16 protein-coding genes are annotated in these 16,266 nt (G+C 33.5%); 1 reads left to right on the top strand and 15 read right to left on the bottom strand.

Annotation, left to right across the window (positions count from 1 at the left end; all coding sequences use genetic code 11):
- Positions 1 to 22 precede the first annotated feature (22 nt).
- The 12 genes from IDG63_RS07550 to fdaB form a co-directional block, all read right to left on the bottom strand.
- Complete coding sequence (locus IDG63_RS07550; RefSeq protein WP_000654182.1) at positions 23 to 547, bottom strand: TIGR01440 family protein; 525 nt, start codon at positions 545 to 547, stop codon at positions 23 to 25.
- Between the two features lie 106 nt (positions 548 to 653).
- A complete protein-coding gene (locus tag IDG63_RS07545) occupies positions 654 to 1,073 on the bottom strand; it encodes a low molecular weight protein arginine phosphatase (RefSeq protein ID WP_000697334.1) in 420 nt (139 codons plus the stop codon).
- Positions 1,070 to 2,116, bottom strand: a complete 1,047-nt coding sequence (locus tag IDG63_RS07540; protein ID WP_000379902.1) for an L-threonylcarbamoyladenylate synthase — start codon at positions 2,114 to 2,116, stop codon at positions 1,070 to 1,072. The genes IDG63_RS07545 and IDG63_RS07540 overlap by 4 nt, the downstream gene beginning before the upstream one ends.
- A gap of 83 nt (positions 2,117 to 2,199) precedes the next feature.
- Positions 2,200 to 3,036 carry a peptide chain release factor N(5)-glutamine methyltransferase gene (gene prmC, locus IDG63_RS07535; RefSeq protein ID WP_000248729.1) on the bottom strand — a complete coding sequence of 279 codons (837 nt, stop codon included), beginning with the start codon at positions 3,034 to 3,036 and terminating at the stop codon, positions 2,200 to 2,202.
- Complete coding sequence (gene prfA / locus IDG63_RS07530) at positions 3,023 to 4,099, bottom strand: peptide chain release factor 1 (protein WP_000460242.1); 1,077 nt, start codon at positions 4,097 to 4,099, stop codon at positions 3,023 to 3,025. Before prfA ends, prmC begins: the two co-directional genes overlap by 14 nt.
- A complete protein-coding gene (locus IDG63_RS07525; RefSeq protein ID WP_000273356.1) occupies positions 4,100 to 4,699 on the bottom strand; it encodes a thymidine kinase in 600 nt (199 codons plus the stop codon).
- A 346-nt stretch (positions 4,700 to 5,045) separates the two neighbouring features.
- Positions 5,046 to 5,300, bottom strand: a complete 255-nt coding sequence (locus IDG63_RS07520) for a type B 50S ribosomal protein L31 (protein ID WP_000808968.1) — start codon at positions 5,298 to 5,300, stop codon at positions 5,046 to 5,048.
- A 117-nt stretch (positions 5,301 to 5,417) separates the two neighbouring features.
- Entirely contained in the window at positions 5,418 to 6,734 is a 1,317-nt protein-coding gene (gene rho, locus IDG63_RS07515) for a transcription termination factor Rho (protein ID WP_001115101.1), read from the bottom strand.
- 246 nt (positions 6,735 to 6,980) lie between these two features.
- Positions 6,981 to 8,408 (bottom strand): aldehyde dehydrogenase family protein, encoded by a 1,428-nt coding sequence (locus IDG63_RS07510; protein WP_001206093.1) that lies wholly within the window; start codon positions 8,406 to 8,408, stop codon positions 6,981 to 6,983.
- Positions 8,409 to 8,645: 237 nt separating this feature from the next.
- Entirely contained in the window at positions 8,646 to 8,981 is a 336-nt protein-coding gene (locus IDG63_RS07505; RefSeq protein WP_000451438.1) for a winged helix-turn-helix transcriptional regulator, read from the bottom strand.
- 88 nt (positions 8,982 to 9,069) lie between these two features.
- Complete coding sequence (locus IDG63_RS07500) at positions 9,070 to 10,329, bottom strand: UDP-N-acetylglucosamine 1-carboxyvinyltransferase (RefSeq protein ID WP_000046602.1); 1,260 nt, start codon at positions 10,327 to 10,329, stop codon at positions 9,070 to 9,072.
- 465 nt (positions 10,330 to 10,794) lie between these two features.
- Entirely contained in the window at positions 10,795 to 11,655 is an 861-nt protein-coding gene (gene fdaB, locus IDG63_RS07495) for a class IIb fructose-bisphosphate aldolase FdaB (protein WP_001131841.1), read from the bottom strand.
- Positions 11,656 to 11,872: 217 nt separating this feature from the next.
- Here fdaB and IDG63_RS07490 point away from each other — a divergent pair, with 217 nt between their 5' ends.
- Positions 11,873 to 12,394: a DUF2529 domain-containing protein gene (locus IDG63_RS07490; protein ID WP_000036004.1), complete on the top strand. Its 522-nt coding sequence runs from the start codon at positions 11,873 to 11,875 to the stop codon at positions 12,392 to 12,394.
- 108 nt (positions 12,395 to 12,502) lie between these two features.
- On the opposite strand, the gene IDG63_RS07485 is transcribed toward IDG63_RS07490, so the two are convergent.
- The 3 genes from IDG63_RS07485 to IDG63_RS07475 all read right to left on the bottom strand — a co-directional run bounded on the left by IDG63_RS07485 (position 12,503) and on the right by IDG63_RS07475 (position 15,951).
- A complete protein-coding gene (locus tag IDG63_RS07485; protein WP_000159965.1) occupies positions 12,503 to 14,113 on the bottom strand; it encodes a CTP synthase in 1,611 nt (536 codons plus the stop codon).
- A 335-nt stretch (positions 14,114 to 14,448) separates the two neighbouring features.
- Positions 14,449 to 14,979, bottom strand: a complete 531-nt coding sequence (gene rpoE, locus IDG63_RS07480) for a DNA-directed RNA polymerase subunit delta (RefSeq protein WP_000701483.1) — start codon at positions 14,977 to 14,979, stop codon at positions 14,449 to 14,451.
- A 111-nt stretch (positions 14,980 to 15,090) separates the two neighbouring features.
- A complete protein-coding gene (locus tag IDG63_RS07475) occupies positions 15,091 to 15,951 on the bottom strand; it encodes a GNAT family N-acetyltransferase (RefSeq protein WP_001040736.1) in 861 nt (286 codons plus the stop codon).
- Positions 15,952 to 16,266: the final 315 nt, after the last annotated feature.

Here is a 16,266-nt window from a genome sequence, read left to right as displayed (position 1 = left end):
TCTCCCCTTCTTTCAAAAAAACTTATTGGTATTTAGCACGTTCGCCACCAATCTTTTTCGGCCTAGATGTGGCAATAGTTACAATTGCCTGTCCTACTTGCTTTACTGAAGTCCTTACAGGTACACATACATGTTTAATATGCATGCCTATTAATGTTTGACCAATATCAATTCCACAAGGAACAGTAATATGTTCGACCACGATCGGATCCTTCATATGCTGAAAAGCGTATGTTGCCAAACCCCCTCCAGCATGTACATCTGGAACGACGGAAACTTCTTCCATTGTTAATGGATTATACTGAGATTTTTCTATTGTTATCGCTCTGTTGATATGTTCACATCCTTGAAAAGCAAAAGTAACGCCTGTCTCTTTACTCACAACATCTAATGCATTAAAAATAGTTTCTGCAACTTCCATCGAACCGACAGTCCCTATTTTTTCGCCAATGACTTCCGATGTTGAACATCCAATTAAACATATATCTCCTTTATTAAAAAAGGACATATCTTTTAATTCGTCTAATAACATTGTCAAATCTTTCATAAAAGCCCACCCTTCCTAAAAATAAAAAAGGAATATAGCAAAGTGCTACACTCCTCTATTATAACTTATTTAACTGTTAACATATACTAATTATACAGAATTCCTACTAGCAAATAATATCTTTTAATTTTAAAATTAAACTTACAAGTTCTTCATAGGTATGTACATACATTTCTTTTGTTCCGCCGTATGGATCTATAACTTCTCCTGCTTCTTTTACATATTCATGCAATGTGAAAACATGATTTTGCAAACCAAAGTGTGCCTCTATTAATTCTTTGTGCGAATACGACATCGTCAAAATAATATCTGCTTTCAAATCTGCTTCAGTAAATTGTTGCGATAAGGTCGTTTCAGCTAAATGATGTTCTTCAACTAAGTCTTCAACATAATTCGAAACACCTTGATTGTTCACAGCGAATATACCTCTTGATTCAAATTGATGATTTGGCATAACCTCTTTTGCAATACTTTCCGCTAATGGGCTACGACATGTGTTACCTGTACAAACGAATAAAATCTTCATAGTTCACATCCTTTAATAATGTGATTACCTGCAGCTTTTAACATGCGATTCATAATTGCTTCTGTATTATCATTCAGCTCAAAGCCGTATATATACGCCGCTGAAATATTTTCATTTTCATCAAGTGAATGTAACACATCATAAAGATTATGACTTGCTTGTTTAACATCATTGTCATCCTGACATAATTGAATGAATTGCGCTTCACTTGGTATAAACGCCACCTTATTACTCGGCACAATAAAAGCTATAGAAGACCAATCTTTACCGTCATTTCCAATTTTGCTCTCAATATCTGTAATAATTGTAAGTGGTGTATTGGGTGAGTAATGCTTATACTTCATACCTGGTGCAATTGGCTGCTCAGTATCATTATAATCAGCATGGGCGATACTATTCGGAAGTATTTCTGTAATCATTGCTGCTGTTATAGAACCAGGTCTTGCAATTTTATAAGGAAAAGATGTGCAATCTAAAACCGTACTTTCTAATCCTTCTTCACTTTGTTCAGCTTGAACAATACCATCGATACGGCCATTCAAATCTTGATATACATGATTGAAAGTTGTTGGTGAAGGTCTACCACTTAAATTAGCACTTGGAGCAGCTAGAGGTTCATTTATGATTTGTAATAATTGTCTACCTACAGAATGGCTTGGCATTCTAACAGCAACTGATGATAAACCTCCAGAAACTTTTCGACATAGATAGCCTGGCTTTAACGGCAATATAAACGAAATAGGGCCCGGCCAGAATGCCTGCATTAACTTTTCTACGCGTGGATCCAAAGTATATGTAAAATCTTTTAATTGACCTTTACTGTGTATATGAACAATAAGCGGATTGTCAGATGGACGGCCTTTAGCTTCATATATTTTAGCTACAGCTTCTTCATTTGTCGCATTTGCTGCAAGTCCATAAACTGTTTCAGTTGGTAAACCTATTAAACCACCGTTTAAAACAATGTCTTTTATTTCATTAATTTTAGGATATTGCTGTAAATCTTCATTATATTCTCTAACATCCCAAATTTTAGTATCCAACTTAATCACGCCTTTCTTATTTATCATAATATAAAGCAAAAAGCTATGCACTTAACTAATCATAGCAAAGGCATAACTTCTAATTACCATTTAAATGAGACGATTCGATCGTGGCCATTTATATCTTTAATAATGTCGATTTTTTTGTCAGGAAATTTATTTAAAATTATTGATTTAAGTGCCTCACCTTGATTGTAACCAATTTCAAAAACAACTGGGCTGCCTTTTTCCATAACGTGAGGTAAATCTTCAATGATTGATTCATAAATAGCATATCCATGGTTATCTGCAAACAATGCCTGATGTGGTTCGAATCTCGTAACCGTTGGAGACATCGTAACCATATCTTTTTCATCTATATATGGTGGATTAGATATCAAGCCGTTCAACTTGATACCTTCATTAATTAAGGGCTTTAATGCATCCCCTGTTAAAAATTGTATTTGTGGTTGATGCTTCTCAGCATTATTACGAGCCATATTCATTGCTTCAAGTGAAATATCAGTAGCAATAACATTTAAATCCGGCTTTTCACATTTCAAAGTAATTGCAAGTACACCACTACCCGTTCCGATATCTACGATTGTTGCATCATCTTCTAACTGTTGTAAGAAATGCAACATTACTTCTTCAGTTTCAGGTCTTGGTATCAAACAATTTGAGTTTACATCAAACGTTCTACCATAAAATGAGGCAAAGCCAACTATATACTGTATAGGCTCTCCTAATAACATACGTTGTAATGCTAAGTCGAACTTCATAATCATCGCTTTCGGCATATCATCATGCATGTGGACTACAAAGTCCGTACGCGTCCATTGAAATACATCTAACATTAACCATTCAGCTCGTGTTTGTTCAAACCCTTTTTGTTGTGTTAAATGAATTGCTTCATCTAACTTTTCTTTATAATTCACCATTATTAAGTTCTTTCAATTTATCTGTCTGCTCTGATAAAGTCAGTGCATCTATAATTTCTTCTAAATGGCCTTCCATAATTTGCCCTAATTTTTGAAGCGTTAGACCTATACGATGGTCTGTTACACGGCTTTGTGGATAATTATAAGTTCGAATACGTTCTGAACGATCACCAGTACCGACTGCTGATTTACGTTGTGACGCATACTTTTGTTGTTCTTCTTGAACTTTCATATCGTATAAACGTGCTTTTAACACTTTCATTGCTTTTTCACGGTTTTGAATTTGAGACTTCTCAGAAGATGTTGCAATGACACCAGTTGGTAAATGGGTAATACGTACTGCAGAGTCAGTTGTGTTTACGTGCTGACCACCTGCACCACTTGAACGATACGTGTCGATTTTTAAATCTTCATTTCTAATTTCAATTTCTACATCTTCAACTTCTGGTAAAACTGCCACTGTAGCTGTTGAAGTATGAATACGTCCACCTGATTCTGTTTCAGGCACACGTTGAACGCGGTGCGCACCATTTTCAAATTTCAATTTACTATACGCGCCATTACCAGAAACTGAGAAACTAATTTCTTTGTAACCACCATGGTCACTTTCAGACGCTTCTACTATTTCAGTTTTGAATCCTTGTGATTCAGCATACTTTGAATACATACGCATTAAATCACCAGCAAAAATCGCAGCCTCATCACCACCTGCTGCTGCTCTTATTTCTACAATAACGTCTTTGTCATCATTAGGATCTTTAGGAATCAATAATATTTTAAGCTCTTCTTCAAGATTTGGAAGTTCAGCTTTAATACCATTACTCTCCTCTTTTAACATTTCTACTTCTTCTTTATCATCAGTCTCACTTAACATTTCTTCAATATCAGCTAATTCTTCTTTTTTAGCTTTATAGTTACGATAAACATCTACAGTTTTTTGTAAATCAGCTTGCTCTTTAGAATATTTACGTAATTTATCTGAATCATTTACAACATCTGGGTCACTTAACAGTTCATTTAACTGTTCGTATCTTTCTTCTACAATATCTAATTGATCAAACACTTATAATTCCTCCTTATTATTATCACTAGGTGCTACGATATGGTGCGCGCGACAACGTGGCTCATAACTTTCATTGGCACCTACTAAGATAATCGGATCATCGATTTTAGCTGGTTTACCATTTATTAATCGTTGCGTTCTACTAGATGAAGAACCACAAACAGCACAAACTGCTTGAAGTTTCGTTACTTGTTCACTGACAGCCATCAATTTAGGCATTGGTTCGAACGGTTCGCCCCTAAAATCCATATCTAATCCAGCAACAATAACACGGTGTCCATCTGCTGATAGTTTTTCTACTATACTTACAATTTCATCGTCAAAAAATTGCACTTCGTCTATTCCTATAACATCAACATTAGTTAAGTCGTGCGTCATAATTTCACTTGCTTTAGAAATATTAATCGCTTCAATGGCATTACCATTATGAGAGACCACTTTTTCTTTATGATATCGATCATCAATCGCCGGTTTAAATACAACGACTTTTTGTTTAGCGTATATACCCCTTCTTAGACGTCTTATTAGTTCTTCGGATTTACCGCTAAACATACTACCTGTAATACATTCTATCCAACCGGAATGGTAAGTTTCATACATTGAGAGTTCCACCTTTTTCAAAACATAATCGCTTTATTATATCATATTTCAAATATTCATAAATGTCTTTTTCATAATTATATCGATATTGTACATGAACAATTATTTTATAAATTTGTCTTGCATATTTATATACAGCTATTCTAATTTGTTGCTTCTTATTCGTGCGGTGTTTCTACTCAATACAAACTTTAATAAAGGGGGAAATTTATCATTATGTATTAACAACATGGTATTGAGTCACTTCTTTGAACACAGTCATAAGTATATACCCTTACTACGCTTATAAATAAAAAAGCTGTCTACAATTCCATTATAGGATGCAGACAGCTTAACGATTACTATATTAGTTGTTTGATTTAAGACCAAACTTTTTGTTGAAACGTTCCACACGTCCATCCGCAGCAGCGAATTTTTGACGTCCAGTGTAGAATGGATGTGAATCAGATGAAATATCTAAACGAATAACTGGGTATTCTTTTCCATCTTCCCACTCCATCATTTCTGAAGATGTTTTTGTAGAACCGCTTAAGAATTTGAAGTTTGTAGTAGTATCTAAAAAGATTACTTGGTGATACTCAGGATGAATTCCTTGTTTCATTATTTTCAGCTCCTTTGCCCTGAACCATCTGGAACAGAGTTATTTGTGAGTTTTTACCCAATACTGTGTAATTATAAAGGTAATTAATTCAAAACGCAAGCCCCTATATAATGTTTATTAAATTATAGGTCGACCCGTTTTAGTACTTTCTTCTGCAGACTTTTGTAGCTGCTTGAAGAAATCTTCATTATTCTTAGACCTTTTAAGTTTGCGAATAAATCTTTCAGTAAAGTCAGTTGAGTCAGTGAATAGATTTCTTAATTGCCATAATGTGTCTAATTCAGATTTACTTATCAACAATTCTTCTTTACGCGTTGAACTTCTGCCAATATCAATTGCAGGGAAGATACGACGTTCAGACAATTTACGATCTAAATGTAACTCCATGTTACCTGTTCCTTTAAATTCTTCGTAAATCATATCGTCCATACGTGAACCCGTATCAACTAATGCAGTTGCAAGTATTGTTAAACTTCCACCCGCTTCAATATTTCTCGCTGCACCGAAGAATGCTTTTGGTTTGTGTAAAGATGCAGGATCTAAACCACCTGATAATGTACGACCACTTGGTGGAATAACTAAGTTATAAGCGCGTGCTAATCTCGTTATAGAATCCATTAAAATAATGACATCTTCCCCAATTTCTACTAAACGCTTTGCACGTTCAAGTAATAATTCAGCTACTTTAACATGGTGTTCTGGTGGTTCGTCAAACGTTGAATGAACGACTTCAGCAGCTTCTACTGAGCGTTCTAAATCTGTTACCTCTTCAGGACGCTCGCCAACTAACAAAATAAATAGCTTTGCATCTGGTTTGTTCGTACTGATTGCATTCGCTATTTCTTTTAATAACGATGTTTTACCTGCTTTAGGTGGCGCCACTATTAAACCACGTTGACCTAAACCAATCGGTGTTACTAAATCCATGATGCGCGTTGAATAATTTTGTGTTTCTGTCTCTAATTTAATACGCTCATCTGGATAAAGTGGTGTCAAAGCTTGGAAATGCGGACGTTTCTTCACTTCTTCTGCGTTATGGTCATTGACAAAGTCAACTTGTAATAAGCCATAATATTTTTCGTTATCTTTAGGTTTTCTAACTTTCCCAGTTACTTTATCCCCACGTTTAATTTCAAAACGACGAATTTGGCTAGCAGATATATAAATATCTTTTTCCCCTTTAGAATAGTTCACTGTTCTTAAAAAACCATAACCATCTGGTTGTATATCATCTAAGATACCTTCCATATAATAGTTACCATCTTTTTCCATTTGTGCTTCCATAATAGCTAGAACAAGTTCTTTTTTATTTAATTTACTATAGTTCGTCAACTTAAGAGTTTTAGCTTTTTGAGTGAGTTCCTTGGTAGTATAGTTCTTGTACAATTCGTGGAATGATTCATACTGAGGAGATGTACGTTCTCTTTCAGGCATATAGTTTACACCCATTTCATTATTTTTTAGTTAGTAAGTAATAGATAGGCATGACAATGCATAAATAACTGTGCTAGCACAATCCCATTATGCTAATCCCCAACCTTTTAAATACATGAATAACTATAGCAAATTTTTATTTTAATTACAAAATCTATTTATAAAAATTGCAAAATTAAAACAGTACACAAAACTTAATTAGTCATGTGCACTGTTTTATTGCGATTTTTAATTCAAAAATCAAATTTATTTAAAATATCCAGCTATAGATTTCACTTCTAAGAACTCTTCAATACCATAATCGCCCCATTCACGACCTAAACCAGATTGTTTATAGCCACCAAATGGTAAATCTGGCTTTCTACCTGCTTCGTTTATTTCTACTGTACCTGCTTCAATAGAACGAGCTACTTTATGCAATGTTTCTTTGTCCTTACCAATAACATATCCTGCCAAACCATATTTTGTATCATTTGCAATTTGAATCGCTTCATCTAAATCGTTATAAGTGATAACTGACATTACTGGCCCAAAAATTTCTTCTTGTGCTATCGTCATTTGATTATCTACATTAATAAAAATTGTCGGACGTGCAAAGTATCCTTTTTCAAGTCCTTCTGGTTTACCAGGACCACCATAAAATAATTCAGCACCTTCTTCAATACCTTTATTAATATAATTTTGTACTTGATCAAATTGTTTTTTACTAATGATAGGGCCTACTTGTGTACCATCTTCTCTTGGATTACCGACACGCACTTGGCTAAATTGTTCTTTTAATTCAGCTAAGAATGCATCTTTAATTTTGTTAGGCACTAAAACACGTGTACCAGCTGTACATACTTGACCAGTATTATTAACAACTTTGCCTGTTGTTGCTTTAGCCGCTTCTTTAATATCTACGTCATCTAGGACGATATATGGTGATTTGCCACCAAGCTCTAATGATACCTTTTTAAAATCTTTAGCGGCTTTTTCCATAATTTTAGAACCAGTAGGGCCTGATCCTGTAAATGACATCATGCGTACTTTAGGATGTTCAGATAAAGGATTCCCAACACCTGCACCATCACCATTAACAAGGTTAAATACACCTTTAGGAACACCGACTTTATCAAAAATCTCAGCTAAAATGACAGCTGCAAATGGTGTTTCTTCAGATGGTTTAAGTACAACTGGACTACCAGCCGCAAATGCTGCTGCTAATTTTAATGATGTTTGGTTTGTAGGGAAGTTCCACGGTGTAATTAATCCAGATACACCGATTGCTTCTTTAACAACTAAATCATCTCCGCGGCGTTCTTCAAATTCGTAGTTATCTAATGCGTCTCTCGCTGCAACAAAATGGTTTAGTCCCATTTGATAATGGACACGCTCAGATAATGATAAAGGAGCACCTAATTCATCCGTAATAGCTTGTACAATATCGTCTTTTCTGTTTTCATATTCTTTTACAATTTTATCTAATAACGCTTGTCTTTCTTTCACAGATGTATGACGGAACTCTAAATAAACATCGTCTGCCGCCTCGACGGCTTTATCAACATCAGCTTTATTACCTTTAGCAACTTTCCCGATTACTTCTTCGGTTGCTGGATTTATAACTTCTATCGTTTCATTACTATTACTTTCTACCCATTCGCCATTAATGTATTGCTTTGTGTAGTCTCTCATTATTCTTTCACTCCTCAAGAATGATTTATATATTATTTATCCGTAATGCATACGATATAAACATTACATTCCATTATGATACGCTCCCTTTTAATATGTTCAAAATAAAATGCTTTAAAATTTTGCTGCATCTATTTTTTTATATTTTTAAATAAAAATAACTATTCCCACATCATCGCAAATAATGCGAAGACTTAGAAATAGTTATAATCAATGCTATGTTTAAACGTCATGTAATTATTTAGCAGTACGTTGATCTGTTAAATCGACATATGATTGCGCCCATGCTTCAATTGGATGTAAAGCCTCTGCTAACGCTTTACCTTTTTCAGTTAGCACATAAATAATTTGTACTGGACTCGTAGAAATGATTTGCTTCTCAACTAACTCCCATTGTGCAAGCTCTGACAACTTAAGACTTAATGCACGCGGTGTTATTGTTTTCAAATCTCTTTTCATATCGGAAAAGTGTGCTGAACAGTCATTACATCTTGAGAGATAATTAATGATTAATCCATTCCAACTTCTACCAAGTATTTTAAAAGTTTCTTCGAGATACGGACATACTTCCATCATCTTCACCTCTCATCAATAAATTTAGAATGTAAACGAACACCCTTTTTTAATCAGTATAATTATTATACCACAAAACAAGATAAATCTATACAGTTTCCGTCCAAATATCTGCACCTAAAGCTTTTAAGTGTTCTACAATATCTGTATAACCTCTATAAATATGTTTAACATTGTAAATTGTAGTTACACCCTCAGCAATTAAACCAGCAATAATTAAACAAGCTCCTGCTCTTAAATCGCTAGCATAAACTTCAGCACCATGTAATGTTGATGGTTTTATCGTTGCTGTGCCTTCGTCAACTTCAATATTTGCACCCATGCGCTTTAATTCTTCAACATGTTTAAAACGCTCCGGATAAATCGTATCAGTTACAAATGAAGGACCATTTGCCATAAATAATAATGGTGTAATAGGCTGTTGCAAATCAGTAGCAAAACCTGGATATACTAGTGTTTTAATATCAACAAATTGATATGGCGCATTATTATTGATGCGAATTCTTTCGTCTCTTACATCAACATTCACACCTAATTCACTAAATTTAGCAGTTAATGTTTCTACATGTTTCGGAACAATATTATTTAATATAACATTTTCTCCACATGCTGCAGCGATACACATATATGTGCCTGCTTCAATTCTATCAGGTATAACTTGATACTCAGAACCATGTAATTCTTTGACGCCATTGATTTTAATTGTTGATGTACCCGCTCCCTTAATATTAGCTCCCATACTTGTTAAGAAGTTAGCAACATCAACTACTTCCGGTTCTTTAGCAGCATTTTCAATTACAGTTTGTCCTGTTGCATAAACTGCAGCTAGCATAATGTTAATTGTTGCACCTACGCTAACCATATCTAGAAAAATATGCGCACCTTTTAATTCTTTAGCTTCAATTTTCATTGATGTCGTGCTTGATTCATCAATTTCAGCACCTAAAGCTTTAAATCCTTTAATATGTTGATCAATTGGACGTGGCCCAAGTGGACATCCTCCCGGTAAACCAATCACACATTTTTTAAATCTACCTAACATGGCACCCATCATATAGTATGAAGCACGTAATGATTCAACTTTATTATTTGGTAATGCAGCATTTTGTATTTCAGTTGTATCAACTTCTAATTCCGTACCATTTAGTGATGCCTTAATATTTAAATCTTCTAATAAACTCACTAAAGTTTTAACATCAGAGATTTGCGGTAACCCTTCTAATTTCACATGTCCTTGAGCTAATAATGTTGCAGGAATGATAGCTACAGCACTGTTTTTCGCGCCACTGATATTAACTTCCCCATTTAGTGTGCGTCCACCTCTTATTTTTATTACCTCTTGAGCCATATCATTTATCTCCTTTGTCCATTACTTTTTAATTTTTTGCATTATTAGCATTATAAATTAATTTTACTTTATTTGTAAAATAGTTTATTTTAATCGTTAAAATCTTGTCTTTCTATTTTCGATTGATTAATAACAAATCATTCACCTTTACTAATATATGCTGTTCTTCCCCACTTGACCATGGTCTAAAGTCTGATTATTCAACTAAATATTGACGTTGTTTTGATAATTATTTAGTTTTAATTCTACGATTTGTACGTAAACTTTTTTCATAAATTGCTCATTTTCCTTATAATTATATCACAATCAATTTTGGTATATTTTACCATTTTTACGCTTTCATTTTAAAATCAAACTGTTTTATTTATTACTTATACGACATAAAAAAGAAGCAAACACCATTTTGTCTGCTTCTCTTAAAATTAATATCCCTACGTTATTAATAACTTAAAAACTAAATATTAATTATTTAGCGCGGTTTGAAGTACCGAACTCTTTAATTTTACCTTTAACTGTTTCTTTGATAGCTTCACGTGCAGGTCCTAAGTATTTACGAGGATCGTAAACTTCTTTGTCGTTATTTAAAACGTCACGAACTGCTTTTGCTGAAGCGATTTGGTTTTCAGTGTTTACGTTAATTTTAGCTGTACCAAATGGAATTGCTTTTTGGATATCTTTAGTCGGGATACCAGTACCACCGTGTAATACTAATGGTAAACCTGTAGATAAACCGATTTCTTCCATTTCTTTAAATCCTAATTTTGGTTCACCTTTGTATGGACCATGAACTGAACCTAATGCTGGCGCTAATGCATCAATACCAGTTTTTTCAACTAGTTCTTGACATTCTTTAGGATCAGCATAAATGATGCCGTCTGCTACAACATCATCTTCTTGTCCACCAACAGTACCTAATTCAGCTTCTACAGAAACACCTTTTTCATGAGCGTATTCAACAACTTTTTTAGTTGTTGCTACGTTTTCTTCGAATGGGCTGTGTGAAGCATCGATCATTACTGATGTGAAACCAGCATCGATAGCTTCTTTACATTTTTCAAAGCTTGAACCATGGTCTAAATGGATTGCTACAGGAATAGTGATGTTTAAGTCATGCATTAACCCTTCAACCATTTTAACAATTGTGTAGAAACCGCTCATGTAACGAGCAGCACCTTCAGAAACACCTAAAATTACAGGTGCATTTTCTTCTTGTGACGCTTCTAAAATTGCTTGAGTGAATTCTAGGTTATTAATATTGTATTGACCTACCGCATAACCATTTTCTTTTGCATCAATTAACATTTCTTTCATTGAAACTAAAGGCATGAAAGTTCCTCCTTGAGTGCTTACGCACGTATTTTTCAAAGTAATTATATCAAAAAAATAGCGTCAATGCATTGAAATACTGCAGATTAAATGTGTATTTTTTGAAAAATGCGATAGTTATACTAAATGCAAACGTATACATTTTTATACAATTTAAGCCGTTGCATAATATGTAGTCATTAATTACAATATTTTATAAGTAGATTGGAGGATAAAGATGTCAAAAATCTTAAACACACAACTAATAGGTATCTTTAATAGGCTAGAAAAACAATCTTTAGAAATTCAAATGGCCGCTCAATGTTTAATTCAAGCAATTGGTGGCGAAGGTTATGTTTATGTAAAAGGTTATGATGATTTACAGTTTTTCGAAAGTTTCATTCTACATAGTGATGAGCGTTTAAAATCTAGCCGAAAACTTGACGCTATTAAAGACTTTAAAGAAATTGACTCAACTGATCGTGTATTATTATTCGCACCATTTTATAATGATCAAGTTGCATTAGATATTCAAAAACTTATCGACTTAGATATCGATGTGGTCTTAATAAGCAACAAACCTAAAACAGATGATTTCCCTGATCATCTCGTACATTTTATCGATTTATCTACACCAAGACCTATAGTCTACACTGAAGATTACGATAAGATTGTCCAACCACATGCGATGGCATTGAATTATGTATACTATGACATTTATACACATATGATTGAAATGACAAGAGACTTAGAATTATAAAAGTCACTATTGTTATTTCATACCTTGTCACTAACATAATATTAAAATTATATGAAAAACCGGTACTTTCAATGTTTAACAATGAAAGTACCGGTTTTATTAGCAAATTTATTTATTTTGTTGATATTTTAACGAAGCTTCAATAAATGATTTAAAAATCGGGTGCGGACGATTTGGTCTAGATAAGAATTCTGGGTGGAATTGACAAGCAATAAAGAAATCATTTGTCGGAATCTCTACCATTTCTACTAAACGTCCATCTGGACTTGTACCAGAAATTACCATACCATTTGCTTCTAATTGTTCTCTATAGTCATTATTAAATTCATAACGATGACGATGTCTTTCTTCAATTTCCGCTTTACCATAAACATCTTGTGCCAATGTGCCTTCTTTAATTGAACATGGATATAAGCCTAAGCGTAATGTACCACCTAAATCTTCGATATCTTTTTGTTCTGGTAATAAATCTATAATTGGGTATGGTGTTGCTGGGTCTAATTCAGCTGAATGTGCGCCTTCAAGGCCTAATACGTTTCTTGAAAATTCAACTGTTGCAAGTTGCATTCCTAAACAAATACCAAAGAATGGTACATTGTTTTCTCTAGCATACTTAATTGCACTAATTTTACCTTCACTTGCACGGAAACCAAATCCACCTGGTACTAAAATACCGTCGACATCTGAAAGGTATTCGGCTGCATTTTCATCTGTTACTTCACTTGAATCAATCCATCTAATGTCAATATCTTTGGCAAAAGGATATCCAGCATGTTTCAATGATTCAACAACTGATAAATATGCATCTTGTAAGCTAACATATTTACCTACTAAACCAATTGTAATTTTACCATCTAAATTATTAACGATATCTAACAACTGTTTCCATTCATCAAGCTGTGTTTCATATTTCGCGTTTAATTGTAAACGTTTAATAACGATATCATCCATATTTTGTTGGCTTAATTGTAATGGAATTTCGTATAAAGAGTCTGCATCACGACATTCAATAACACTTTCTTTATTAATGTCACAGAATAATGCAATTTTATCTTTTAAATCTTGTGTCATTTCATATTCAGTTCTTACAACGATTAAGTCTGGTTGAATACCTAAGCCTCGTAATTCTTTAACACTATGTTGTGTTGGCTTCGTTTTCATTTCTCCAGCAGCTTTAATATAAGGCAGTAATGTACAGTGAACATACATAACATTTTCTCTACCTAAATCGCTACGAATTTGACGAATCGCTTCAATAAACGGTAATGACTCAATATCACCTGTTGTACCGCCAATTTCAGTGATAACAACGTCTGCATTCGTACTTTCCCCTGCAAGTAATAAACGTTCTTTAATTTCATTTGTAATATGCGGAATAACTTGAACTGTTCCGCCTAAGTAATCACCACGACGTTCTTTTTTCAATACGTGTGAATACACTTTACCGGCTGTCACATTTGAAAACTTGTTTAAATTAATATCAATAAATCTTTCGTAATGTCCTAAGTCTAGGTCAGTTTCTGCACCATCATCCGTTACGAATACTTCACCATGTTGATAAGGACTCATTGTACCTGGGTCAACATTTAAGTATGGATCGAATTTTTGAATTGTTACATTTAGACCTCTATCTTTTAATAATCTACCTAGAGAAGATGCTGTAATACCCTTCCCTAATGATGAAACTACGCCACCTGTTACAAAAATAAATTTTGTCATGTCTTGACCTCCTAATTATTAAAGGGAATGCTTCCTCATCAATTGTAAAAATTACGTAAAACATAACATTAAAGCAAGCTCATTCAAGTTGTTTATTTGTCGAATTCGACAAAATTAAATTCTGTTTACTTACCGTTTCCATACTGCTATGTCACTATGTATATCATTTACAACTTTGATTTTTGCGTTATCATTTCTTGATTTACTCAATTAAATAAAAAAACGCTCCCTCTCACAAATTCTGTAAGGGGAGCGTATAAATTTTATACACGTGTCCTATTTAAAGGAGCCCGAATAAAATTTTATCATCTTTCAACTAAAAGTCAAACAAAAAATTAATCGTTGAAGTCTTCTTCGTCTTCAAACACTTCTTCGTCTTCGTCTAGTTCATCTTCATCTTCTTCAATGACTATATCCGAATGATTGATTTCTTCTTCAACCTGCTCATCTTCTGGATCATTTAGTTCTTCTTGATCATCTGTTTGAGCTGGAATATCATCGTCGTCATCCATTTCATCTTCGCCCAATAATTTTAAGTTTTGATCTTCTTCATCATCTGCATCCAGAATATCGAATTTTTGAATAGTTGGTGCGATTTTCTCTTCAATATCATCTACCGAATACCAATCACGTAATCCCCATAAATTTTCTCCAACATTTAAAAAACGACCATCTGTGTTTAAATCCGTGTAAAATTGTACAACACGATTTTCAATTTCTTCGTACTCATAATCACCTAACGCTCTAAATTCATCGATGATATCATATAAGTTCATTGTTTCGCCTTTATCATTCAATAATGTATAAGCCATATCAATAAATGATTTTTCATCAACCATTTGTTTTGTATAATCTTGAATTTTCATTGCCCAATACTTCCTTTCGAAGGATATAATCTAAATTTATACGTCTGAATTCATTTATATATAGTAACAAAACTAAATTATAAATGACAATATCATATTTCGCAATCACTGTTAGTAATTTAAATATTTTTCAAAAACGACATAATCATCAGTTTGTTCGATTTCAACGAAATTACTATTTAGACATAATGGTTTAAAATCATTATTCTCTCCAAACAGAATCATCGTAATCACATTAAGGTTGTCATAGTTTTTTCTTAAGTAAGTTGGCAATTGTCGCAGCGCACTTGAACCAATACCATTAAAGCGATATGATTTATCCACTTCAATAGCAGCAATGTTCATGCGTTCACCAATCTGCTCCAATGCGATAAAGCCAACCTTTTGGCCATCAATCATTAAATTAATGATATGTACATTGGTCACTTCTGAACGACTTTCTTCTTCAAGCTTTAATGACGAAACATGTTTTGAATCTAAGTCCAAGTAATATAGTCGTTCTTTGCCAATTGGTCCTTCTTCTTTAGTAGCTGTATGCATGAATCCAGCACGTTCGTATAGGTTCCAAGCATTGTCATTTTCCGCATCTACTACTAGATATAGATGATTAAAATCAGGAAATACACCTTGAACATATTGCGGCAATGACATCATTATTTTCGTGCCATATCCAAAGCCTTGATATTTTTCATTAATCGATAATGAACGAATATAAACGACATTTTCAGGTGTATCATAACCTTCATGCTGATAGTAACGATGTAATACAAAAAAGCCCACCACTTCATTTTTATCGTTTATTGCTACGTTAGCAATCCTATCAGCATCATTAATTGCATCATCAATAACTTCTTTAGGTAAAGATGAATATATTTGTTGTCTTTCATTCAAGTCAAAATCATTAATTGCTGAACGATATTGTTCATCAAATGCTTTTAAAGTGATACCTTCAAAACAAAGTTCTTTAGCCATATATTTAACCCCTATCTTTTTATATATGAAGCATGAATCCCCATATTATTTTACCTATTATTTCACTACGATACCATTATTTGCTCTAAGTTAAATAAATTACTTATTTATATTTTTTAAATTTCAAAATTAATGTACTATTCCTCATTACTTATCATTTTAATCAGAGAGTTACAAATACACTGCGTACGAACTACTTTTAATATTGCGTCACTAACTAACAATCCTATACAACTTCAAAATTCCTAGAAAATAATATATATAACTTAACGTCCACGTTTGTAAAACATTAATTGCGATACGCTTACAATGTTG

This window comes from Staphylococcus sp. EG-SA-14 (assembly GCF_017151935.1).
In the GTDB taxonomy this organism is placed as follows: Bacteria; Bacillota; Bacilli; order Staphylococcales; family Staphylococcaceae; genus Staphylococcus; species Staphylococcus aureus.
This window is presented reverse-complemented; position numbering and strand designations above follow the sequence as displayed.